This is a genomic window from Rahnella sikkimica (genome assembly GCF_002951615.1).
Lineage (GTDB): Bacteria > Pseudomonadota > Gammaproteobacteria > Enterobacterales > Enterobacteriaceae > Rahnella > Rahnella sikkimica.
In genome coordinates, this window is sequence record NZ_CP019062.1 from 2068705 (window position 1) to 2091272 (window position 22568).

General features: G+C 49.1%; 24 protein-coding genes. 13 read left to right on the forward strand and 11 right to left on the reverse strand.

Features of this window, described 5'->3' with window-relative positions; translation table 11 throughout:
- The first annotated feature begins 138 nt into the window (after positions 1-138).
- Entirely contained in the window at positions 139-1503 is a 1365-nt protein-coding gene (locus tag BV494_RS09445; protein ID WP_104922644.1) for an L-serine ammonia-lyase, read from the forward strand.
- Between the two features lie 456 nt (positions 1504-1959).
- Complete coding sequence (locus BV494_RS09450) at positions 1960-3552, forward strand: EAL domain-containing protein (protein ID WP_104922645.1); 1593 nt, start codon at positions 1960-1962, stop codon at positions 3550-3552.
- A 70-nt stretch (positions 3553-3622) separates the two neighbouring features.
- Here BV494_RS09450 and BV494_RS09455 read toward each other — a convergent pair whose 3' ends face one another.
- A complete protein-coding gene (locus BV494_RS09455; RefSeq protein ID WP_104922646.1) occupies positions 3623-5182 on the reverse strand; it encodes a TerC family protein in 1560 nt (519 codons plus the stop codon).
- A gap of 593 nt (positions 5183-5775) precedes the next feature.
- Between BV494_RS09455 and manX the strand changes: the two genes are divergently transcribed.
- The 4 genes from manX (at position 5776) to BV494_RS09475 (ending at position 9047) form a co-directional block, all read left to right on the forward strand.
- Positions 5776-6738: a PTS mannose transporter subunit IIAB gene (manX, locus tag BV494_RS09460; RefSeq protein WP_104922647.1), complete on the forward strand. Its 963-nt coding sequence runs from the start codon at positions 5776-5778 to the stop codon at positions 6736-6738.
- Between the two features lie 90 nt (positions 6739-6828).
- Positions 6829-7626, forward strand: coding sequence for a PTS mannose/fructose/sorbose transporter subunit IIC (locus BV494_RS09465; RefSeq protein WP_104922648.1), 798 nt, complete (start codon positions 6829-6831; stop codon positions 7624-7626).
- A gap of 11 nt (positions 7627-7637) precedes the next feature.
- Positions 7638-8480, forward strand: coding sequence for a PTS mannose transporter subunit IID (locus tag BV494_RS09470; protein ID WP_104922649.1), 843 nt, complete (start codon positions 7638-7640; stop codon positions 8478-8480).
- Positions 8481-8588: 108 nt separating this feature from the next.
- Positions 8589-9047, forward strand: a complete 459-nt coding sequence (locus tag BV494_RS09475; protein ID WP_104922650.1) for a DUF986 family protein — start codon at positions 8589-8591, stop codon at positions 9045-9047.
- A gap of 60 nt (positions 9048-9107) precedes the next feature.
- Here BV494_RS09475 and rlmA read toward each other — a convergent pair whose 3' ends face one another.
- Positions 9108-9932, reverse strand: coding sequence for a 23S rRNA (guanine(745)-N(1))-methyltransferase (gene rlmA, locus BV494_RS09480; RefSeq protein WP_104922651.1), 825 nt, complete (start codon positions 9930-9932; stop codon positions 9108-9110).
- Positions 9933-10080: 148 nt separating this feature from the next.
- Here rlmA and pgeF point away from each other — a divergent pair, with 148 nt between their 5' ends.
- Positions 10081-10782, forward strand: coding sequence for a peptidoglycan editing factor PgeF (pgeF, locus tag BV494_RS09485; RefSeq protein WP_104922652.1), 702 nt, complete (start codon positions 10081-10083; stop codon positions 10780-10782).
- A 72-nt stretch (positions 10783-10854) separates the two neighbouring features.
- On the opposite strand, the gene cspE is transcribed toward pgeF, so the two are convergent.
- The 3 genes from cspE to BV494_RS09500 all read right to left on the reverse strand — a co-directional run bounded on the left by cspE (position 10855) and on the right by BV494_RS09500 (position 13339).
- Positions 10855-11064, reverse strand: coding sequence for a transcription antiterminator/RNA stability regulator CspE (gene cspE, locus BV494_RS09490; protein ID WP_002221949.1), 210 nt, complete (start codon positions 11062-11064; stop codon positions 10855-10857).
- Positions 11065-11105: 41 nt separating this feature from the next.
- Entirely contained in the window at positions 11106-11222 is a 117-nt protein-coding gene (locus BV494_RS09495) for a DUF2627 domain-containing protein (protein WP_072010221.1), read from the reverse strand.
- 1127 nt (positions 11223-12349) lie between these two features.
- Positions 12350-13339 carry an MBL fold metallo-hydrolase gene (locus BV494_RS09500; protein ID WP_104922653.1) on the reverse strand — a complete coding sequence of 330 codons (990 nt, stop codon included), beginning with the start codon at positions 13337-13339 and terminating at the stop codon, positions 12350-12352.
- A gap of 185 nt (positions 13340-13524) precedes the next feature.
- On the opposite strand from BV494_RS09500, the gene BV494_RS09505 reads away from it, so the two are divergent.
- Positions 13525-13815: a hypothetical protein gene (locus BV494_RS09505; protein WP_104922654.1), complete on the forward strand. Its 291-nt coding sequence runs from the start codon at positions 13525-13527 to the stop codon at positions 13813-13815.
- Between the two features lie 59 nt (positions 13816-13874).
- Here the strand turns inward: BV494_RS09505 and BV494_RS09510 are convergent, their stop codons facing one another.
- From BV494_RS09510 to mgrB, 4 genes are all read right to left on the reverse strand, one after another.
- Entirely contained in the window at positions 13875-14111 is a 237-nt protein-coding gene (locus BV494_RS09510) for a DUF4060 family protein (protein WP_104922655.1), read from the reverse strand.
- Positions 14112-14246: 135 nt separating this feature from the next.
- Positions 14247-14549: a phage protein NinX family protein gene (locus tag BV494_RS09515; RefSeq protein WP_104922656.1), complete on the reverse strand. Its 303-nt coding sequence runs from the start codon at positions 14547-14549 to the stop codon at positions 14247-14249.
- 114 nt (positions 14550-14663) lie between these two features.
- The gene (locus BV494_RS09520) at positions 14664-14936 is read right to left on the reverse strand and encodes a YebO family protein (RefSeq protein ID WP_104922657.1); all 273 of its coding nucleotides are present in this window, start codon (positions 14934-14936) and stop codon (positions 14664-14666) included.
- 136 nt (positions 14937-15072) lie between these two features.
- Positions 15073-15195 (reverse strand): PhoP/PhoQ regulatory lipoprotein MgrB, encoded by a 123-nt coding sequence (gene mgrB / locus BV494_RS09525; protein ID WP_165059656.1) that lies wholly within the window; start codon positions 15193-15195, stop codon positions 15073-15075.
- An 805-nt stretch (positions 15196-16000) separates the two neighbouring features.
- Between mgrB and BV494_RS09530 the strand changes: the two genes are divergently transcribed.
- Positions 16001-18694 (forward strand): autotransporter YaiT-related protein, encoded by a 2694-nt coding sequence (locus BV494_RS09530; protein ID WP_104922659.1) that lies wholly within the window; start codon positions 16001-16003, stop codon positions 18692-18694.
- Positions 18695-18881: 187 nt separating this feature from the next.
- Entirely contained in the window at positions 18882-19118 is a 237-nt protein-coding gene (locus tag BV494_RS09535) for a YobH family protein (protein ID WP_104922660.1), read from the forward strand.
- A gap of 52 nt (positions 19119-19170) precedes the next feature.
- Here the strand turns inward: BV494_RS09535 and BV494_RS09540 are convergent, their stop codons facing one another.
- On the reverse strand, positions 19171-19416 hold the full coding sequence (locus BV494_RS09540; protein WP_104922661.1) for a DUF2766 family protein: 246 nt from the start codon (positions 19414-19416) through the stop codon (positions 19171-19173).
- A 201-nt stretch (positions 19417-19617) separates the two neighbouring features.
- On the opposite strand from BV494_RS09540, the gene BV494_RS09545 reads away from it, so the two are divergent.
- The 3 genes from BV494_RS09545 to BV494_RS09555 all read left to right on the forward strand — a co-directional run bounded on the left by BV494_RS09545 (position 19618) and on the right by BV494_RS09555 (position 21944).
- Positions 19618-19809, forward strand: coding sequence for a YdfD/YebW family protein (locus BV494_RS09545; protein ID WP_104922662.1), 192 nt, complete (start codon positions 19618-19620; stop codon positions 19807-19809).
- 128 nt (positions 19810-19937) lie between these two features.
- The gene (locus BV494_RS09550) at positions 19938-21578 is read left to right on the forward strand and encodes an ABC transporter substrate-binding protein (RefSeq protein ID WP_104922663.1); all 1641 of its coding nucleotides are present in this window, start codon (positions 19938-19940) and stop codon (positions 21576-21578) included.
- 150 nt (positions 21579-21728) lie between these two features.
- A complete protein-coding gene (locus BV494_RS09555) occupies positions 21729-21944 on the forward strand; it encodes a hypothetical protein (RefSeq protein WP_104922664.1) in 216 nt (71 codons plus the stop codon).
- Positions 21945-22012: 68 nt separating this feature from the next.
- Here the strand turns inward: BV494_RS09555 and BV494_RS09560 are convergent, their stop codons facing one another.
- Positions 22013-22300: a hypothetical protein gene (locus BV494_RS09560; RefSeq protein WP_104922665.1), complete on the reverse strand. Its 288-nt coding sequence runs from the start codon at positions 22298-22300 to the stop codon at positions 22013-22015.
- Positions 22301-22568 lie beyond the last annotated feature (268 nt).

A 22568-nucleotide genomic window follows, 5' to 3' on the forward strand; every position in this document is an offset into this window, starting at 1 on the left:
GCATCAAATAAGTTTATTTCATGCGAAAAATGAAACTTTTGCCCATCAGGCCTTTTAAACTATAGAGTGAGCCACAAGTTAAGTTGTGGCTGTCAGGGATCCCGTTCCCTGCCGTAATTCATTACAGGAGTATTCGACGTGATTAGCGTTTTCGACATGTTCAAGGTCGGGATTGGCCCTTCCAGTTCCCATACTTTGGGCCCGATGAAAGCCGGGAAACAGTTCGCTGATGACCTGCTCGAAAAGGGCATGATGCCTGCCGTTACGCGTGTCGCCGTGGACGTTTTTGGTTCTCTGTCTCTGACAGGCAAGGGCCACCACACAGATATCGCCATTATTTTAGGTCTGGCGGGTAACCAGCCAGATACCGTCGACATCGACGGCATTCCCCATTTTATTCGCGACGTTGAGCAGCGTCAGCGTTTACCGCTGGGTGAAACTCAGCACGAAGTTGATTTTCCGCGCGACACTGGCATGGTGTTTCGCGGTGAGAATTTGCCGCGCCATGAAAATGCGATGCAAATTCATGCCTTTGCGGGTGACAAAATGATTTACAGCAAAACCTACTACTCCGTCGGTGGAGGTTTTATTGTTGATGACGAGCATTTCGGTCAGCCGGTACTGGATGAAGTGACGGTGCCTTACAGCTTTAATTCGGCCAGCGAAATGCTGGCAAAATGTAAGGAAACGGGCCTTTCGCTGTCAGGCCTTATGATGAAAAATGAGCTTGCTCAGCACAGCAAACAGGACATCGAGCAGTATTTCGAGAAAATCTGGCACACCATGCAGGCCTGTATCGACCGTGGTCTGAATACGGAAGGCGTTCTGCCTGGCCCGCTGCGCGTTCCGCGTCGCGCTTCCGCCCTGCGCAGAATGCTGGTGTCTAACGATCAACTCTCAAAAGACCCGATGAATGTGATCGACTGGGTGAACATGTTTGCTCTGGCTGTGAACGAAGAAAATGCGGCGGGCGGGCGCGTAGTGACTGCGCCGACCAACGGTGCCTGCGGGATTGTTCCGGCGGTGCTGGCCTACTATGACAAGTATATACAGTCCGTCAGCCCGGATATTTACCTGCGCTATTTCCTGACCTCCGGCGCGATTGGCATTCTCTACAAAATGAATGCGTCAATTTCCGGTGCGGAAGTCGGCTGCCAGGGCGAAGTCGGTGTGGCCTGTTCAATGGCGGCTGCGGGCCTGACAGAATTGCTGGGCGGCAGCCCGGAACAGGTGTGCGTGGCGGCTGAAATTGGTATGGAACACAATCTGGGCCTAACCTGCGATCCGGTTGCCGGGCAGGTTCAGGTTCCGTGCATCGAACGTAACGCGATTGCTTCCGTAAAAGCCATCAACGCCGCACGTATGGCCTTGCGCCGGACCAGTGAGCCTCGTGTTTCGCTGGATAAAGTGATTGAGACGATGTACGAAACCGGCAAAGATATGAACGCCAAGTATCGCGAAACGTCCCGTGGCGGATTAGCCATTAAGGTACAGTGCGACTGATTCCGTACGGGATTTGTTCGTGTTTCTGCGGCGGCGGGTTGCCCCCCTTTTAGCCCGTTTGCCGCAGGAAATACCACGCGGGTGGAAGCAGGTAGCAATAAAACCTTCGGTAACAACAACCTGTTGTATTATCAATACATAATGGTACTGACACTTGCATTCTACCCTGCAGGTACGGCATGCTGATTTCCGCCTGATTTTCCCGTTCAGAGAACCTCTCTATAACATCGAAAATACATGCCTGAGATGAGCAGGGAAAATCACGTGACAACGTCTCTGATAGAGATTTTCTTTGTTTTTTACCGAGAAAAATAGGGAGTTTTCTACAACACAGGCTGAGCGGCCGGAGATTTACAGCTACTATCAATAATAACAAAACGGCTGTTACGCATCGGTAAACCTTTAAAAATAATAATTTTGAGCCTGCTCTTAACACGGGATACAAGGATTAGAACGATGCTGTTCTCCCAGACCGGACTTGCGAGGTATCGTTACTATCGCATTGCGCTCGCTTGCGCATTGGGGGTATGTACGCTGCTTCTGACACTGGGCATTCGTATTTACGAACAAGCTCAGGTCATCGCCGAAGACCAACAACGCGTGGCTATTCATACCGTTGAAAAACTGGAGAAATTACTCGACCCGGCCTCGCCAGCCGGAAGAGCGATTCCTATCGACCAGACTCTTAGCTGCAATGCGCTGCAACCGGTGATGCAACAAACGGTCGCCCGAATGCAAACGTTGCGATCCATCAGCCTTGTCAGTAATGGTACGATTACTTGTTCAAGCCTGATTGGTGCTTTGGATCTCAATTTCAATAAAACACTGCCTTCCCTGGCTCAGGGCAAAACGCAGCTTGATCTGCGCGCTTCAAAATGGAGCCGGGTGGATGCCCCGACGCTGGTACTCTGGCAACCAACAACGCCGGATAATCTCAACGGCGAACTGTTTGTTTATAACATCGGTATTTTGTCGAACTTCCTGCTTGAGCCCCAACTGCCTTACGCCGCCCACATCGTGTTAAACGTTGGAAATCAAAACCTCGAATATGGCAGTGATACGATTGTGGAAACCAGCGATCTCCCGCACCCTGCGCTGCTGAGCGTCAGCTCTGATAAGTACGATTTTTCCGTTTCACTCTTTGGCGAAGAAGCCAGCGATTTAGCCTGGAATGAACTTTTCACTCATCTGCCTCTCTCTTTGTTGATCAGTCTGCTGACCGCCACCGCCGTTTATCTGCTCTCCGGCAGCCGGATCAGTCTGGCCTATCCGATCAGTCACGGGATTTCGCACCGCGAATTTAAGGTGTATTGCCAGCCGATCATTAACAGTACAGATGGCCGCTGTATCGGCGTGGAAACCCTGATGCGCTGGAAGAATCGCCGCCAGGAATGGGTGTCGCCCGATGTCTTTATTCCGCTTGCCGAACAACATGGTTTGATCATTTCGCTCACGCGATACCTGATTCAGACCGTTGCCAATAATCTGGAAGTGTTCCCTGCCACGCCGGGCTTTTACGTCAGTATTAATGTCGCGGCACAGCATTTTAATAACATGGAAATTGTGGATGACATCCGCACGTTGTGGCTCCCGGCGCAGCCTTCAGTTTCCCTGATGCTGGAACTGACGGAACGAACCCGTTTGCAGGAGTTACGTGCTGCTGAAATTTCGCAACTGAAAGAAATGGGCATTCTGCTGGCTATTGACGATTTCGGCACGGGCCACAGCTCGCTGAGTTATCTCAAAACCCTGAACCCAGACGTACTTAAAATTGATCAGGCTTTCACCGCGTCGATTGGCACGGATGCAATTAACGCGACGGTCACCGATACGATTATTACGCTGGCGCAGCGCCTGAATCTGAAGCTGATTGCTGAAGGCGTGGAAACGCGTGAGCAGGTGGAGTACCTGCGTCAGCGTAAAGTCGATTCATTGCAGGGTTACTATTTTGCCCGCCCGATGCCGATTGAAGTCTTTCCTATCTGGCTTGAGCGCTATAACAAATCGACGCAAATCATCACACTGCGGGAAGAAACCAAACCAGCCTGATGCACAGGCGCTGAATTCAGACCATAAAAAACGGCGACCGGAGTCGCCGTTTTCACGCAAGCAGAACCGGTTACTGTTCCTGCTCCCAGTCATGCTCTGACTTAATGCGTGTAATGCGCACACGCTCAATGCGGTATTCCGACACGTTCAGAATCTCAAACCGCAGTGAAGCCATTTCAATCACTTCACCCGCCACCGGCATCTGCCCGGACTTCGACAGCAATAAACCTGCCAGTGAAGTGAAATCATCGTCGGGGCTGACCAGCGTATTCACATCAAGGACTTGCTGTAACAGGTGCAAATCGGTGCCACCTTTGGCGATCCACGATTCACCGTCAGCAATAACGTCCGGTGTTTCATCTTCGTCCGGGAACTCGCCCGCAATGGCTTCCAGCACATCGAGCGGCGTCACCAGCCCCTGAATCACACCAAACTCGTTACTCACCACCACCAGACGACCTTTCGCTTTACGCAAAACAGCCAGCAGATTGATGACGTCCATAGTTTCCGGCACCACAATCGGCGGCGTTTTTTCCGCAAATGCCACGATGTTTTCACCGTTTTCCAGCACAACCAGCAGGTCTTTCGCACGAACGACCCCGATGACGTCATCCAGAGAATGACGGCAGATTGGGAATAAACTGTGCGGTGTATCCAGCAACTGACGACGAATTTCAGCCGGTGACTGTTCACAGTCTACCCATGAGATTTCGGTTCGCGGGGTCATTACGCTACGCAGAGTGCGCGATGCCAGCGTCAGTACGCCGGTGATCATGTGCCGTTCTTCTTCGGCAAATGTCTCGCCCGCCGGTAACACATCGCCCGCCGGTTCATCTTCATGCTGATTCTGGCGTTTCCCGCCCATCAGGCGTTGAATTGCCTCGGCGGTACGTTCACGCATCGGCCTGTTTGACTGACTTTTCAGGAAGTTGCGGCGCGCAATCTGGTTGAACAGTTCAATCAGAATCGAGAAACCAATCGCGGCGTACAGATAGCCTTTAGGAATATGGAAGCCAAATCCTTCTGCAATCAGACTCAGGCCGATCATCAGCAGGAAGCTCAGACACAGCACAACAACCGTCGGATGGTTATTCACGAAACGCGTCAGTGACTTAGACGCCAGTAACATGACGCCCATGGCGATCACAACCGCCGTCATCATGACAGCCAGGTTGTTTACCATGCCGACGGCCGTAATCACGGCATCGAGTGAGAACACCGCATCAAGGACGACAATCTGTGCGACGACCGACCAGAAACTGGCATAGCCCCGGTTCTGCGTTCCCTGTTCGTCGTGCCCTTCCAGCCGCTCGTGCAGCTCGGTCGTGGCTTTAAACAGCAGGAACAGACCACCGACCAGCAGGATCAGGTCACGTCCGGAGAAACTGAACTGCGCAATGCTGAACAGCGGCGTGGTCAGTTTGACCATCCACGAGATCAAAGAAAGCAAGCCAAGTCGCATAATCAGCGCCAGCGACAGGCCGATAATACGGGCTTTATCGCGCTGTTTAGGCGGCAGTTTATCGGCAAGAATGGCAATAAATACAAGGTTGTCGATACCCAGAACAATTTCCAGGACGACAAGCGTCAACAAACCGACCCATATTGAAGGGTCCATCAGAAATTCCATGTCAGACTCCGCAATGAGTTAAAGAAAAAAGACGCAAAGAAACGCAATTCGCTGAGCTGTCAGTAGCCCGGCAAACTTTTTTTACTGCAAAATTGGCAGATGAAAGCGGTTTCAGTGCGGCAAAAATCAGGCCCATTGGGGCGGATTTGCCGGTGATCATGAGGTGAAAAAGCGAAGAATAGTGACGTCGGTGACAGTCCATAGGGAGGGCTGAGGCCCGGTACTCCTGTTCAATTATTGGGAAAATTACTCTATCAGGAATGATTATATGAAGAAAGTATGATTTTTTACCTTCAGCATCATCCTGTAACAACTATGCTGTTTTATTACCCACGTGAAAGCGTATTCACATTACGTCGTTGAATAACGGACAGTCGTCACAAAAATTATTTTTTCGCACACTAAAATAAATCACGTCGCACAACCTGTTGAGGTTCTGCAGTTTTACTGTTTAGCCGTCTTATCAGAAGTTAAGGAAAGATCAGTTACGCAGGGAGTGCCCTGTCCGTCTCAGGAATAAAAACGGGCGGACATCATCAGCACCATTACTTATGTGCATAACTCTTTCCAAGAGTTAACAGAGGAGGTAGCGAGTGAGTATTGCTATTATCATCGGCACGCACGGGTCAGCAGCTGAGCAGTTGCTGAAAACAGCGGAAATGATTTTAGGTGAACAGGATAATGTCGCCTTCATTGATTTCGTTCCCGGCGAAAACGCCGAAACCCTGATCGAAAAGTACACGGCAAAGTTGGGGGGTTTAGACACCAGCAGCGGCGTTCTTTTCCTGGTCGATACGTGGGGTGGCAGCCCGTTCAACGCCGCCAGCCGCATTGTTGTCGATAAAGAAAATTACGAAGTTGTCACCGGTGTTAACATCCCGATGCTGGCAGAGACTTTCATGGCACGTGATGATAACCCCTCTTTCGCAGAGTTGGTTGCCATCGCAGTAGAAACGGGCCGACTCGGTGTGAAAGCACTGAAAGCGCCAGAAGCTGCGCCTCAAGCCACTGTTGCCGCCCCTGCGCCAAAAGCAGCTGCCCCGGCGAAACCTGCCGGTCCGAACGACCATATGAAAATCGGCCTTGCCCGTATCGATGACCGTTTGATCCATGGCCAGGTAGCGACCCGCTGGACCAAAGAAACCAACGTGACCCGCATTATTGTTGTCAGCGATGAAGTGGCTGCCGACACCGTGCGTAAAACGTTGCTGACTCAGGTTGCCCCTCCTGGTGTTACCGCACACGTTGTCGACGTCGCGAAAGCCATTCGTGTCTGGGACAACCCTAAATATGCCAACGACCGCGTCATGCTGTTGTTCACTAACCCAACGGACGTGCTACGTCTGGTTGAGGGTGGCGTGAAAATCACGACCGTAAACATCGGGGGTATGGCTTTCCGTCAGGGCAAAACTCAGGTGAATAACGCCGTGTCCGTCGACGAAAAAGATATCGAAGCGTTCAAGAAATTGAATGAAAAAGGTATCGAGCTTGAAGTGCGTAAAGTCTCTACCGACTCACGCCTCAAGATGATGGATCTCATTAATAAGATGAATTAATAGCCACATCGTAGTTTGCAGATTCCCTCAACGTTATCTGCCTGATGTGCCTGTTTACACTCAGCGTCCTTTGGTCATAGGAGAAGTGCAATGGAGATCACCACACTACAAATTGTGCTGATATTTATTGTTGCATGTATTGCAGGGATGGGTTCGATCCTGGATGAATTCCAGTTTCACCGTCCGTTAGTTGCTTGTACTTTAATCGGTTTTGTTCTGGGTGATGTTAAAACCGGGATCATCATCGGCGGTACTTTGGAAATGATCGCTCTGGGTTGGATGAACATCGGTGCCGCTGTTGCCCCCGATGCCGCTCTGGCTTCCATTATTTCCACCATTCTGGTTATCGCAGGCGGACAGTCTGTTGGTGCAGGTATCGCACTGGCAATTCCACTGGCTGCGGCCGGCCAGGTATTAACCATCATCGTTCGTACTATCACCGTTGCCTTCCAGCACGCTGCCGATAAGGCTGCTGAAAAAGGGAACCTGAGCGCGATTAGCTGGATCCACGTTTCGGCGCTGGTTCTGCAGGCAATGCGTATCGCAATTCCTGCTGTCATCGTTGCGGTTTCTGTGGGTACTGCCATCGTTCATGATTTGCTGGCATCCATCCCTGAAGTGGTCACCAACGGTCTGAACATCGCCGGCGGTATGATCGTTGTAGTCGGTTACGCCATGGTCATCAACATGATGCGCGCTGGCTACCTGATGCCGTTCTTCTACCTTGGTTTCGTTACTGCTGCATTCACCAACTTCAACCTGGTTGCCTTGGGTGTGATTGGTGTGGTGATGGCGATTCTTTACATCCAGTTGAGCCCGAAATACAACAAGTCTGCGCAAGCGGCAGCTGCACCGGGTGTTAACGATCTCGACAACGAATTGGATTAAGGGTGAAGGACATGGTTGATCAAACTGAAGTTAAAAAACTCACGGCCGGCGATATTCGCGGTGTGTTTCTGCGCTCCAACCTTTTCCAGGGGTCATGGAACTTCGAACGTATGCAGGCGTTAGGCTTCTGCTTCTGTATGGTGCCTGCAATTCGTCGTCTCTATCCTGAAAATAACGACGATCGCAAAGCGGCCATCAAACGCCACCTGGAATTCTTCAACACCCATCCTTACGTTGCAGCGCCTGTTTTGGGTGTAACGCTGGCCATGGAAGAACAGCGTGCTAACGGTGCACCTATTGACGACGCGGCCATCAACGGCCTGAAAGTCGGTCTGATGGGGCCGCTGGCCGGTGTGGGTGACCCAATCTTCTGGGGGACTGTTCGTCCGGTATTTGCGGCACTTGGCGCAGGTATTGCGATGACCGGCAGCCTGTTGGGTCCGCTGCTGTTCTTCGTTCTGTTTAACCTTGTACGCCTGCTGACCCGTTACTACGGCGTGTCATATGGCTACAAAAAAGGTGTCGATATCGTCAGCGATATGGGCGGCGGCTTCCTGCAAAAACTGACTGAGGGGGCGTCAATTCTCGGCCTCTTTGTCATGGGGGCCCTGGTTAACAAGTGGACGCACGTTAACATTCCGCTGGTGGTCTCAAAAATCACCGACCAGACGGGTCATACCACGGTCACCACGGTACAGACGATTCTGGACCAGCTGATGCCAGGTCTGGTGCCATTACTGCTGACCTTCGGCTGTATGTGGCTGCTGCGTAAGAAAGTGAATGCCTTGTGGATTATCGTTGGCTTCTTCGCCATCGGTATCTTCGGTTACTGGATTGGCCTGTTAGGTCTCTGATAACCTTGAAAACCGGGGGAGCAATCCCCCGGTTTTTTTATCGCTGTATTTTGCCGGTTTCTGTGTTTTTATCTTGTTTTGCCTGATGGCTGTTAGCTGGAGTTTTTCATGTCTGTTACCGATATTGTCCTCGCCCTGTTTACCCTTCTGTTACTTGCCTACGCCATCTACGACGAATTCATCATGGACACCAAAAACGGCAAAACGCAGCTGCGGGTGAACCTGCGTCGTCGCAACAGACTGGACTCCGTCATTTTCATTGGCCTGCTGGCGATCCTTCTGTACAACAATATCCATTCAAACGGCACGGCGATAACGAATTACCTGTTAATTGGTTTAGGCCTTGTTGCCTTCTATTTATCCTTTATTCGCTGGCCCAAAATGCTGTTCAAACCTCAGGGTTTTTATTTCGCCAATACGTTCATCACCTATGACAGGATCCGAAGCATGAACCTTTCCGAAGATGGTGTGCTGGTATTTGAGTTAGAGCAGAAAAAATTACTCATTCGCGTCAATGAACTGGACGATCTGGAAAGAATTTACAATTTAATGGTTAATCATCAGTAATTGACTTAAGTATCCTGCTCGAACATCTTGGTTACTGAGGGTGATTTACCCAAACACGTTCTATTGGTCAGATTTGCGCTGGTGCAGCCTGATCACAAAGTCAGTCTCACATTCGAACGCAGACTGAGACTTCAAGTTCGCCATGACTTCTTCCGTCGCCCGCCATGCAAACGGCGTCATTTGCAGCAAATCAAACGCCTCAGCGCCTGACAGGCGCATACCATAAGCCAGCGTTTCTGTGCTCACACGCTCGAAGCCTTCAAGCTGTTCATCCAGATCAGCGTGCAGCTGAACATCCTGATAAATCATACCTTTCAGCTGATATAAATGACGCGGGCCAGGTGCGACGGTGAGTACCACGCCGTCGGGTTTAACCGCACGATAAAGCTCCTGCGCTTTGCACGGCGCATAGATGCGTACCACGGCGTCCAGCGAGTTGTCGGCGAACGGCAAACGATGGCTGGAGGCAACGCAAAAAGAGGCGTTGTGATAGCGTTTAGCCGCATAACGGATAGCCACCTTTGCCACGTCCAGCCCGAAGATACTTATTTTGCGACGTTGCGTTAAACGCTCCGCCAGCGCGGTGGTGTAGTACCCTTCCCCGCAGCCAATATCCAGCAACGTTTCTGCGGTTTCCGGCAACACAGTATCTAAGATATCCGCCAACCGTTCACGCAGCGGCTGGTAATGTCCGGCATCGAGAAACGCGCGGCGCGACACCATCATTTCGGTGCTGTCCCCCGGTTGTTTCGAGCGTTTATGCTGCACTGGCATCAGATTGACATAGCCTTCTTTTGCGTTATCAAACTGATGATTAGCGGCACATCGCCATTGCTGGCCGGTCAGCTCAAGCGGCTGGAAACAAAGTGGACATTGATAAGTCATGCGGGAAACCTGCAAGGAAAGTCTGAAAGGGCGAAAATTCGCAACTGGGCTAAGTCTAAAGAAGGCGTACTGTTGTTGCAACTGCTGGAAAATTCGCTTCAAAGGCGGCTACACTGAACCGATAACATTTTTCTAACCGAGAAACGAGATGAGTGACAACTCAGCTTTACTCAGTTCTATCCCCGGTATTTTGCATGGATTCGGCGACAAAGAAAATTTGCTGCCCGCGCACCTGCAAGCTTATGAAGCGACACGTCCTGAAAAGAAACAAGTTCACGGCACACGTATTGTAGATGTCATGCAGCCCGGACAAGACTGCGGTGAGGCGGATGGTTTTATCACGTCAACGCCGGGAATTTTGCTGGCAGTTTTCACGGCTGACTGCCTGCCGGTTATTTTTTGCCGCAAGGATGGTAAGAAAGTTGCAGCGATACATGCCGGGTGGCGCGGGCTCATCGACGGGATTCTTGAAAAAATGGCTGCGCGGATTAATGAGAACGGCGATACGGCAGACTGGTTTGCGACGATTGGTCCGGCGGCAGGAAACTGCTGTTATGAAGTCAGTCAGGAGTTAGTTGACGATTTCCTGAAACGCGTCGATTTGCTTCCTTCACTGATTTCACCCCGCCACCGGCATCTCGATCTGGCGGCAATCGCCAGTGCCAAGCTACATTCCCTGGGCTTTGCGGGCGTTGACCTCGCGGGCAGTTGCACAATTTGTACCGAAACACCTGCCGGAAACGGATTCAAGTACACCAGTTTTCGTCGTAACAGCCACCAGCGGGCAAAAGACCCGACACATCCTGGCATCAGTGGCCGGAATCAGCAATCCGGCATTATGATCCTCTAATCCAGAGAAACGCCGGATCAACAGGCACAAAAAAACCCGCGCATGGCGGGTTTTTTTACAGCTAAGCGCTGCTTAGATTGCAGTTACGTTAACTGCTGACGGGCCTTTCTGGCCGTCCTGGATTTCGAACTCTACGTTCTGGCCTTCAGCCAGAGTTTTGAAGCCGTTACCTTGGATTGCAGAGAAGTGTACGAACACGTCTTTGCTGCCGTCAGCAGGAGTGATGAAACCGAAACCTTTAGACTCGTTGAACCACTTAACTTGACCTTTGATCTTTGCCATCTTGAGTATTTCCTTTGGATTGTTTTAACCGCCCGAGGGCGTTACATAGACAAACTAGAGTCGTTACTGCTTGAGGCACTAAGATTAAAATCGGCAGAGAAGCGGTATTCAACGTGAACGTCTTTACTCAGAACTTCTATACTGAAAATGCCACACATATACAGAACTGTACCTCGTTTTACCCAGATGCGTTATCACATACTCTGAATTCGATGGCAAGCCATTTTTAATCAGTGATGGACATGTCGCACATATTTGAGCCGGTTAAAGGCACTTCGTGTTCAGTTATGCTGAAATATGTTGATAGACATGCTTTTTTCTGCTTTGCAGTTTTACCTGCATATCAAACAAAACAATAACGACCTGTTTCGATTATTGATCATTTAATGCAGAACCGTAAGCGTAAAACTCATCTTTATTTGAATTTTTATTACGGCGTACAGCCTGAACTGTTTCCGGAAGCAGACATTCTGTGTGGCAGTTTGGTACCTGCCAGCAGGCAACACTCGGTTGATAGCCTGTCTGGCGGGCGGGTTGCACACTTGTCCGACAGAACGGGCACACTGGTTGCACATATCCGGACATTATGACTGGTTATGCAATAATCAATTACGCCATAGATGGATAAAATGGTGCAAAGCAAGGGCGAAAAAAGGAATAAATGCACCTAAACTGTGCGCCTTTAACCGCGCGGGATAATACAACGACGCGCGGTCACCAGAGAAAATTCAATTTCATCCAGAAGTCGAGATATACGCTGCTTTCAGCATTCCCCTTTTTGACATTATAATGAATTAAAGTTTGCGACTTGGTTAAATCGGCATAACAGTTAATAAACATCCGGCGCAGACTTATTCAAATATTAAATATCGTTATAAAAAATAAATATTAAATACCGTGATCGAAATCCCATCTTAGATTTATCAATCACAAATATGCGTCACATAACCTGCTTCAATCCCTCGTCAGAAAAAATAAATGCGGCGACTTGTCATCTGTTGCACGCCCCCTCCCGACGTGGCGACGTATAATCCACTGTATAACCAGTAAAAATTGCGGTTAACGCTAAAAAAAGCACGTTTGGAATGCTCAGGCGCACCATTATTCTGAGAAGACATGCCACAGCAACTAAAGCATTAATCTGAATCGGGACCGTAATTAACATCTTCATAACCCCTTTACTTTGTAGGTCTTATGAAGAAACAAACAATTTAATTGATAATACTTCTCATTTGATGGCAAGCCCATTTTCTTTTCACCTCTGTTTGCACACTGAAAATGAAATTCAACCTTTAGATATGCTTGCACCTATTTTTAATGGTTTGAATTCCATTTCAGGCCAGTCGCTTTGACTTACAGCCTGAGATAATTCCCGCAGAGGCTCATCGAGCGATTCATCGGCTAATTCGAAAACACCCCAATGAATGGGCACCGCTTTGTGACAGCGCAAATCCTTAAACACGTCGACAGCCTGCTGAGGGTCCATGTGCTGCGCGCTCATGAACCATCTTGGTGCATAAGCGCCCACCGGGATCGCCGCGAGATCAAACGGCCCAAGTCGTTCTCCGATTTCTTCAAACTGATTGCTGTAACCGCTGTCCCCCGAAAAATAGAACTTTAACGAAGGGTGACTCACCACCCAGCCGCACCACAGTGACCGGTTGCGATCCCACAACGTACGCATACTCCAGTGACGCGCCGGTACAGCAGAAATTGTAAGCTCACCAAACGGACGGTCTTCCCACCAGTCCAGTTCCTCAACATGCTTAGCACCGCGCCGCGTCAGCCAGGATTTCATTCCCAGCGGCACCATAAATTGCACGTCAGGGAAGCGCCGCAGCAGACGGCGGACAGTCGCGCGGTCCAGATGATCGTAGTGATTATGCGAAAACAGAACAACGTCGATTTCAGGCAATTTATCGACAGATGCAGCAACGGGCGTTCTCCTTCTCGGGCCGAAGAAACTCAGTGGCGAAGCGCGGTCTGAAAGCGCCGGATCGGTCAGGATATAACGCCCGTTCACACGAAGCAGCAGGCAGGCATGACCTAAAAACCATAACCGGTCATCCGTTCCGCTGAAATCAGCAACCTGCCACCACTGGCTGACAAAATGTTCATACCCTTTTTCCGGAGGAAATGGGAGCCCCTGCTCTTTGCGTTCTTTTCTCCAGCGTTTAAGGTCGCCCTCCTGCCGGTTTTGCGGCTCGGCATTGGTGAAACCCTCAGGCGTATGATGGACTTTTGAAGGATCGTAATACGGATTTTTACCAGGCATAAGGCTCCTGTGAGATGGCGGTTTCAGATAAACGCTAAGGTCTGCAATATTGAATAATTAGCATACTTGCGGGGTACACCACAGACAGAAAGTGAAAAATAATGTGGCAAATGAACGTTCAGCAGCATTAAGAAAATCTTAATAACTCTGTGTTGTACTGCAGATGTTCTGAAAGGAGACGCTTTATGACAATGAACACAACAAAAAAACGCACGTCGTTTACTGCACGACTGACTCACATTATGCAGATCCAGACACAGTATGGACGCCTGTGGCTGCGCGCTCGCTTCCGCCGTCTCACGCTACCACCAGCGCTGAAACTGATTATTCTGGCGTTTGCCGGGCTCCTGGTGCTGGCAATCACGGGCACATTATTGCTGATGGTGGATCTCATTTCCCTGATGATCAGGTTGATCAAACGCCCCATCCCGCACGGCAGTTTGCGTCAGGTACGCCTGTCTGCGAAAACGGTATAAAGAAAAACCGTGTCGGTAACTCCGGCACGGTTTTAAGTTGAGACTCGTCGCTCTGCTTATCAGGCAGGCATACCACAAAGTTTGGTCAGATTCCTGGCACCGATCATGAGAGTGGCCACATAGGATTGTCTGCGGGTCACGACTTCGACCGCAACACGCGCATCTTTGTATTTAATGAGGTAGGTAGAAGGCCAGCCCTGACGACGTTTGCCGTAGGCTTTTTCATGGCTGTCGATAGCTGCATGAGCAACTACAAGATGGGAAAGATTTTTATCACCTTTAATGATGCGCTTCATAATGGACTCCGTCTTAGACACAACTGTCAAAATGAGGAAACATTAATCACTTGATACGCATCGCTTTATGCGATGCTTATTCGAATCACTTCTCTGCAAAACCTTGTCGCAATCTGAGTATCTCCGCGCTTTTACTTATGCGCAAGTCTTACTAAGCAGGAAACATACCATCGCTGCACGAAGAGGCCGCTTGCTCTGCGCCTGCCACTGACCGTTCGGGCTGCTAATCTCAGCCAGCCAGAGAGGATCACTCTGCAATTCTTTGAAATTTATGCTGATTTTGTTGGCGCAAATAATCGGCCACGCATCGGAGGGGTTGTTGCAATAATCTTTGCCTTTCATGCCGCCATAGGGATACCACTTCTCAGGCTCCTCTCCGGTCAATAAGGCAATGTTGTGGTTTAATTCACTGTCGTTTTCTTCAGACCATTTGATCATCTGTTCTTCCATCCTGCAGGACACATGCGTGGAGACTACCGGAAGATTAAGACACTTTTGTGAATGAAAAGCATAAATGAAAAACCCGCCAAATGGCGGGTTAACAAAACGGAATCATCGTTCAGGAATAAATCCGCGCAGACTGAGAGCAGAATCATCCTCTGCCTCAACGGAGGGCACATTGCCTCTTGCCTGAGCAGCCAGAACCTTGAGCAACTCGGTTTGCTGACGTTGTTGCTCAGCGATCTCGTGCAATAAAGCGATTTGCTCATTTGCTCTGACGCTGGCCCGGCTGACGAAAAACCACACAAGAAGAAATAACAGCGCTGAGAGTGCACACAGCACCAATGAAGCCAGGCTGTTTTGGCCCATTGCGAAATCAAACATTGACTACCCTACCACTGAATATTCAGAGCAATCATCTTACCATCCCCGGAAGGGCTGGGAAGTCATTCACAAAAAAACAGGGTTTTCTTACCGCCTGGCGGCTCCTAACGTACATCAAACCGCCAACACGCATCATTCAGAAAGGAATAAAGGAAGTGATCGAACAGACGCCAAGGTCAAAGTTACCGCCCTGATCGCAATAGCTATTGAGAGCAAGCAGATAGAGACCGATACAGATGAGCAGGAAAAGGACAAACATCACGATCCTCCTGACGCTGAAAACAGGCTTTTTCAATTTGATGGCAGGTCTCTTTTGGTTTAAAAAGCGTCGGTCAGGGCTCAAAGGTATAGTCCAAACATAGCAGAACAGAAACCCATAGTACGATGTAAATCTTAAACAGCGATATAACGAAGTCTCGCCTTTTACACTCAGAATTGTACGCAATTATCACTTACAGAAATCATACACGGCAATGCATAATCCCTATCAATTAATACCATATTGCATCGGTTGATCTGCATCAAATAAATAAGCGCTTCCTGCATATCACTTCCCAGCATTACTCTACAAAACAGTTTCCAATAAATTAACCCTTTTAACAAACACATTGCGCCAGTTAGAAAAACAAACTCCTCAAAAAAAACCCGGTATTAATCTGGGTACTCATTACGTTTTACAGAAATAAACTTACTCATCACGGTGGAACCCCCTCCCCTGTGGCGTTTTCCTCATGCTCATGCGGAGCACTGCTGCGAAAGGACCTCTAATAAGTGTCCAGAAATGAGTTTGCGATTGCAATTAAAAGGATTTTATTCAGAAACAATAAAGAAACAACTTTATTTAAAAAATTCCCAATAAATTAAAAACAGAAATTAAAACAGAGAAGTAAATTCACTTTTATTTTATTTCACCCTGAACTTCTCTGTTGAATAATACCATGCATTAAAATATCATCCCGCCGTCGAACAGTTCTTCTGTCTCTTCTGTAATATAAATCAAAGCATAGTAACTGGAATTATTTCAGTTGATTCATGCTGACTATTTTTTGTTGAGGGATTAATAAATGCATGCATGGAATAAAAAGTTCTTCGTTTCTAAAATAGCGCTGGCCTGCGCTGTTGCAGTAACAGCACCCGCGGCGATGTCAGCAGACATCTCCGGCACCGTATACGATACTTTCTATCATGACTCCGCACTGGCGAATCACATCGGATACCGTGGTTATGTAGACAATGACGGGGCAAACAACAGTTACACCGGCGGAGACATCTACTCTTCTATCAATAATTCTGTCGTGAACGGCGTTCTTTCTACCTACTATCTGGGTTTTAACAACGGCACTAATAATACGCTGAACATTACGAACACTACCGTGAACGGAATGATCACTTCCGAGTGCTTGACGACTGACTGTGGCGATGCACGTAATGATTATGACCAGTCTCCTTTGCAGCTGAATATTGATAATTCTACTATCAATGACACTTACGAACATTTTGATTATGACGTAACTGATGCAAATAAAGTCCGCGACCATGACAACCTTAGCACCTACGCTATGGGCGTTGCGGTTACGTTGGATCAGGAAAGTAATATTCTTATCCAGAACAACTCTCACGTTGCCGGTATTGCGCTGTCACAAGGCTATCAGTGGGTAGATACTGATGTTAACAACGGTAATACTTTTGATAATACCCTGACAGTTAATGATTCTGTACTGACCTCAGGCTCATACACTGAATTAGAAACCACCGGTTTCTACGGCCAGTCAGATAAGCCAAGTGACTACGGTAATATTAGTGCTTCGGGCACCGCAGCTGACGATATCGCACTTTCCGTAATTGCAAATTCTGCCGCTGATAATTCAATGAAAACAACAGCTGTTTTCAATAATTCAACAATCTCCGGCGACGTCTATTTCGAAAGCAGCTTTGATCATAATTACTATGTTGGCGGTCACGACAACAACGGCGATGGCGTACTTGATACCAACGGCTGGGATGATACCGACGAACTTAACCTGACCCTGGATAATGGCAGTAAATGGGTAGGCGCAGCGGTCTCTAACGTTCAGGCAGACGCAGTTTTGTATGACCGTAGCACTAACAGCATCTGGCCTGGTTCAGTATTCAATACAACAACAGGTTATCTGAGTGGTGATCAGGTCTATCAGAGCGGGCTGTTCAATGTCGCACTGAACAATGGTTCAGAATGGGATACCACTAAGTCTTCTAATATCGACAACCTGACGGTAAATAATGAGTCACAGGTCAATGTCGTTGACTCAGCTCTGCTGGCCGACAATATCTCTCTGACCAATGTATCAAGCCTCAAAATCGCTGCACATGGTGATGTTTACACTGACGCCCTGAACCTGAGTTCAGGCAGCGTAGCTTCCCTGACCGAAGAAACTGCTTCTCTGTACGCTAACACCATTACCGTAGGTAATGGTTCTCAGCTGAACTTAGGCGCAGGTCAGGTTGATACGCACAACATGGTGCTGACCGATGATGGTACCTTCAACGTGGGTAGCCGTGAGTACGTTCTGAACTCCGACATGAACAACGCCCGCGACAAAACTGCTGCGGATTACGTTTATGACCGCGGGACTATCGGTATGAATTCCGATGGTCACCTGGCGGTTAACGGCGTGACTAACGGTAACTATCAGGTTCGTATCGATAACGCGACCGGTGAAGGCCGTGTTTCGGATTACCAGAATAAAGAGCTGATCCGTACTTACGGTGGCAACGCAGCCTTTACTCACGCAAACACCGCTGATCTGGGTGCTTACAAGTATCAGGCAGAACAAGTTGGCGATACCGTGGTTCTGGCTAAACAAGGCATCACTTCTACCGCTAACGCAGCGCTGAGCTTGCCTTCTTCTAATGCTGCAACCTGGCATATGGAGCAGGATACACTGAGCAACCGTATGGACAGCTCTCGTCACACCCAGGGTGATGACAAAGGCGGCGTATGGGTTAACTACTTTGGCGGTCAGCAAAACGGCGACAACGGCGTTGTTGATTACGATCAGGACGTTAACGGCATCATGGTGGGCTTGGATAAAGTCACTGAAGGCGGTGGCGATCGTCAATGGCTGGTCGGTATGGCAGCCAGTTTCGCGAAATCCAGCCTGTCTATGGACAATGCAAGCGCAGATACTGACAGCCAGTCAGCACGCGTTTACTCAAGCCTGGACTTCAAAAATGGCGTATTCATTGATTCATCTCTGAGCTACAGCCACTTTAATAACTCTACTGACAGCACCATGAGCAACGGTCAGCAAGTGTCTGGTGATAACTCCACCGACGCATGGGGCTTCGGTCTGAAAGCCGGTTACGACTGGAAATTCGCACCGCAGGCTTACCTGACGCCTTACGCGAGTATCACTGGCGTATTCATTGGTGATGACGATTACAGCATGAGCAACAACATGCGCGTCAGCGATCAGGCTTATGACAGCATGCGTTACGAGCTGGGTACTAATATCGGTTACACCTTCGATCTGGGTGCCGATCAGGCCATCAGCCCTTACGCAACACTGGCATATGTTTATGAAGATGCGAACAATGATGCAGATATCAACGGTGACCGTATCGATAACGGCATCGACGGTTCAGCCGTTCGCATTGGCTTAGGCGGTCAGTTCGACATGAGCAAAAACTTCACCGTTTACGCGGGTGCTAACTACCTGGGCGGCAGCGATGTTGACCAGCCGTGGGCAGCAAACCTGGGCATGAAATACCGCTGGTAATTTCTGCCTGCTCTTTGTCTGAGACAGAGTTCTGTCATCAATTGGCCCCTATTAAGGGGCCAATTTTTTTTGCATTCAGCCCGAATGCCGCGATTCAGAATTTGCTGGGATGACATTCGTTCGGAAATAACTTCTACTAGACTTATCAATATCCTGAAACGTCAGGATATACAGGGGGAGTTTCTAGATGAGCGTGATTAAAACCGTTATTGTATTGGCCGTTATTTACGCCATTTTTCTTTTTTCCGGCTACGGCGTGACCGTCGGCAGCAGTGAAAATGCAGCGGGCCTTGGCCTGAAGTGTCAGTACCTTACCGCTCGCGGGATTGTCAGCTCACAGTATATCCATTCTGACAGCGGCGTGATTGGCGTGGCTAATTGCCCGATTTTCAAGCAGGTTGGCGAAGTGGTTGATAATAAATAGAGAAAGATTTTGGCTTGTTATGCCCGCCAGGACGGCGGGCATAACAAAATCATCAGCTGTCGTGTCGGGTGAATTTCAGCTCGATGAGCGAAATAGCCTTTTCAATAGCACGCTTGGTGACCGGATCGGCTCCGGCAGGATGTTTGCTGAAATCAATGCTTTTCAGCTGGTGAGACATCTTCTCGCGAACTTCAGCTGGCGCGATAATTTCAATCACGTCAAGAATCTGTTTGATTACCAGCTGGCACGCCACCAGATCAGATTCAATTTCCTGTTCTCTGTTTAAAGAATCGGACATCAGATACTCCTTCCACAAAAACCATTCATAAAAATTATGGTCGCGAGAATATCACGCACTCAGATGAAATTCTCTATCCTCTCTTTTCGGGCTTTTTACATCGCCAGAACTGGGCAAAGAATCAGCAAACAAACCCCGCCGTATGTCGTTACCAGGACATTCCTTCTATGCTTAATCAGATAACAACAAAGGAGGAGCCCGATGTTTGCACTCGTTTTGACACTCTGTTATCTCGGCGGAGGATGCGAAGATTTAGTCGTGGATGCCTTTAACACAAAGGCACAATGCACTGCCGCCATGCACCAGCAAGGTTTACGTCAGGCTGATTGTTATCCCCTCAAAGATTTTATTGATGGTTACTGGATCCCTGCTCATGAGAATGCCGGTTATTAAGCGTCTGTGTCCGCTTTCACAACCCGATGAGAAAATGTTTCATAAAGATTGCTAAAGTGTCAGAAGATCGGTATGAATAGCCTGTTACTCATTGATATTTAACCATATTGACAGGGCAGGAAATGGCAATGACGATACGTAAAACTTATGGCTGCTTTAAGAAACTTCCCCTCGCAGTCCTTCTTTCCAGTGCCTTTCTGGCACCATTTTCCAGTTACGCCGCGACCGTTCCCGCGGGTGTTGAACTGGCAGCAAAACAAGAAATCGTGCGCAATAACGGGAGCGAACCCGCCTCTCTCGATCCGCATAAAGTGGAAAGCGATGTTGAATTCAATATTCTGAGCGATCTGTTTGCAGGTCTTATTACCATTGATAACAAGGGTGATGCACAACCCTCGCTGGCTGCAAGCTGGGAAACGAAAGATCAGAAAACCTGGGTTTTCCATTTACGCCCCGGCATTGTCTGGTCTGACGGTTCTCCCATTACCGCACAGGATGTCGTTTTCAGCTGGCGTCGTTTGATCGACCCTAAAACCGCATCACCTTACGAAAGTTATCTGGGCAGCATGCACGTCCTCAACGCCAACGAAATCATCGCGGGCAAAAAAACGGCTGACCAGTTAGGCATCAAAGCACTGGATAAAAACACGCTGGAAATTACACTAGACCAGCCGCTTTCTTACTTCCTCGGCATGCTGGCGCACCCTTCTCTTTCTCCAATCAGTCAGGCCGATGTCGAAAAATTCGGTGATAAATGGACTCAGCCCGGCAATCTCGCCAGCAGCGGTCCTTTTAAGCTGGATACCTGGACGGTGAACGAGCGCATCACTGCTGTCCGCAATGATAAGTACTGGGATAACGCGCATACCGTCATCAACAAAGTCACTTACCTGCCAATTGCTTCCGGCACGGCGGATGTTAACCGCTACAAAGCCGGTGAAATTGATATCACCAGCACTATTCCAGCCCCGCTGTTCGCCTCGCTGAAAAAAGAGCTCGGTTCTCAGGTTCATGTCAGCCCTTATCTCGCGGTTTATTACTACGCAATGAACACGCAGAAGCCGCCATTTAACGACATACGGGTGCGAAAAGCGCTGAATCTTGCCATCGATAAATCAATTATTGCCGACAAAGTACTGGGACAGGGACAAACACCGGCCTGGCATCTCTCGCCTGATAACACCGGTGGTTTTACGTTTGCCAAGCCTGAAGAGGCCAGCCTGACACAAGACCAGCGAAATGAAGAAGCCAAAAAATTGCTGAAAGAAGCCGGTTTTGGCCCGGACCACCCGCTGAAATTCAATCTGTTGTACAACACGTCAGAAGCGCATCAGCGTATCGCTATTGCGGCAGCATCTATGTGGAAAAAGAATCTCGGCGTGGATGCTGTTTTGCAGAATCAGGAATGGAAAACCATGCTTGATACCATGCATCAGGGTACCTATGAAGTCGTCCGTTACGCCTGGGTTGCGGATTACAACGAGCCGTCAACGTTCCTCAATACACTACGTACCGGCAACAGCGAAAATACGCCTAAATTTGCCAATGCCGCTTATGATCAGGCGCTGAATGATGCACTAAAAGCGACGGATAAAGCGGATGTCGGGAAAGCCTATCAGCAGGCAGAACAGGTTCTGACGGAACAGTCGCCGGTGATCCCGTTGTATCACTACGTGAGCACCCGTCTGGTTAAACCTTACGTCGGCGGTTTCAACGACAGCCCGCTCAACTATATCTACACCAAAGACTTGTACGTCATTAAGCACTAACGCGTTGCAGTAATACGTTGTACTCATGCCCTTCCGGCCCGCGTGTCGGAAGGGCACCGTTTTAACCTCCCTTCCCGATCTCATCCCGCGCACTTGCCACACGCAACTCAAATGGTAGATTGTACGTAAATCACGCAAACGGGAGCTGTTATGAAATTCTCGCAGAGTGAGATCCAACCGCTTTGGGATGAAGTGGCGCGTATTATCGGTGATGGCGTGATTCAGATGCGTCACAGAGGGGAGCCTCTGAGTGCCGATGCGCTGATTGGTTATCTCGATGAACAACTGGCCTGCGCAACGGGCGTTCAGCGTCGTATTTTACTGGGCGCTGCTATTAATATGTTGAAAACCGATCGCCGCTCCTGAACAGGTGACACACAAAATCCCCGCGGCCTTTTCAGACAACGAGTCACGAATAAGTCATAGGATTACCGTCACTTAGACTGCGCTGCACGTCCTTGCGCGAATAAAAAAATACGCTGCGTAATGTCATCGGCGCCGAGAATATTCCCTTTCTGCTCCAGATTTGCTTTGGCATAAGCCAGATCATGTGCCTGATCAACCATGTTGATCACGCGATCGCGCGTCGGTTTATCGAGAATACCCAGCAATGTGGTCAGAATTGCCTGATAGGCATTTGAAGCATAAGTCAGTTGTCTTTCACGTTGTTCCAGCGCGTCAATGCGAACCATCAGGGCCTGCAATTGTTCTTGATGCGTCATAGCGGCATCCTTCTTCACGGGTGGAAAATAACCGGATATAGCGGAGAAAATGCCCCCGCAGGTTACTGACATTAAGTTTAGCAGACTTAAAAAAAGTGAAGAGCCTGACCGCCGGGGAGCAAAGTAAACCTTTGCTCAATGAGCCATTAACCGCTTAAGCAGTTGTAACCAGAACTTAACCTAAATCCCCTGCAGCACACGGCTTTTCGGGCGACATGCGTAACAGCGGCAGCACCTGCTTACAGATAGCAAAATGACAAGCCAGCGC

Coding starts and splice junctions, on each gene's coding strand:
- BV494_RS09450 (WP_104922645.1), top strand. CDS start 1,960: ATGCTGTTCTCCCAGACCGGACTTGCGAGGTATCGTTACTATCGCATT.
- BV494_RS09455 (WP_104922646.1), bottom strand. CDS start 5,182: ATGGAATTTCTGATGGACCCTTCAATATGGGTCGGTTTGTTGACGCTT.
- BV494_RS09465 (WP_104922648.1), top strand. CDS start 6,829: ATGGAGATCACCACACTACAAATTGTGCTGATATTTATTGTTGCATGT.
- BV494_RS09470 (WP_104922649.1), top strand. CDS start 7,638: ATGGTTGATCAAACTGAAGTTAAAAAACTCACGGCCGGCGATATTCGC.
- BV494_RS09475 (WP_104922650.1), top strand. CDS start 8,589: ATGTCTGTTACCGATATTGTCCTCGCCCTGTTTACCCTTCTGTTACTT.
- rlmA (WP_104922651.1), bottom strand. CDS start 9,932: ATGACTTATCAATGTCCACTTTGTTTCCAGCCGCTTGAGCTGACCGGC.
- pgeF (WP_104922652.1), top strand. CDS start 10,081: ATGAGTGACAACTCAGCTTTACTCAGTTCTATCCCCGGTATTTTGCAT.
- cspE (WP_002221949.1), bottom strand. CDS start 11,064: ATGGCAAAGATCAAAGGTCAAGTTAAGTGGTTCAACGAGTCTAAAGGT.
- BV494_RS09495 (WP_072010221.1), bottom strand. CDS start 11,222: ATGTGTGGCATTTTCAGTATAGAAGTTCTGAGTAAAGACGTTCACGTT.
- BV494_RS09500 (WP_104922653.1), bottom strand. CDS start 13,339: ATGCCTGGTAAAAATCCGTATTACGATCCTTCAAAAGTCCATCATACG.
- BV494_RS09505 (WP_104922654.1), top strand. CDS start 13,525: ATGACAATGAACACAACAAAAAAACGCACGTCGTTTACTGCACGACTG.
- BV494_RS09510 (WP_104922655.1), bottom strand. CDS start 14,111: ATGAAGCGCATCATTAAAGGTGATAAAAATCTTTCCCATCTTGTAGTT.
- BV494_RS09515 (WP_104922656.1), bottom strand. CDS start 14,549: ATGATCAAATGGTCTGAAGAAAACGACAGTGAATTAAACCACAACATT.
- BV494_RS09520 (WP_104922657.1), bottom strand. CDS start 14,936: ATGTTTGATTTCGCAATGGGCCAAAACAGCCTGGCTTCATTGGTGCTG.
- mgrB (WP_165059656.1), bottom strand. CDS start 15,195: ATGTTTGTCCTTTTCCTGCTCATCTGTATCGGTCTCTATCTGCTTGCT.
- BV494_RS09530 (WP_104922659.1), top strand. CDS start 16,001: ATGCATGCATGGAATAAAAAGTTCTTCGTTTCTAAAATAGCGCTGGCC.
- BV494_RS09535 (WP_104922660.1), top strand. CDS start 18,882: ATGAGCGTGATTAAAACCGTTATTGTATTGGCCGTTATTTACGCCATT.
- BV494_RS09540 (WP_104922661.1), bottom strand. CDS start 19,416: ATGTCCGATTCTTTAAACAGAGAACAGGAAATTGAATCTGATCTGGTG.
- BV494_RS09545 (WP_104922662.1), top strand. CDS start 19,618: ATGTTTGCACTCGTTTTGACACTCTGTTATCTCGGCGGAGGATGCGAA.
- BV494_RS09550 (WP_104922663.1), top strand. CDS start 19,938: ATGACGATACGTAAAACTTATGGCTGCTTTAAGAAACTTCCCCTCGCA.
- BV494_RS09555 (WP_104922664.1), top strand. CDS start 21,729: ATGAAATTCTCGCAGAGTGAGATCCAACCGCTTTGGGATGAAGTGGCG.
- BV494_RS09560 (WP_104922665.1), bottom strand. CDS start 22,300: ATGACGCATCAAGAACAATTGCAGGCCCTGATGGTTCGCATTGACGCG.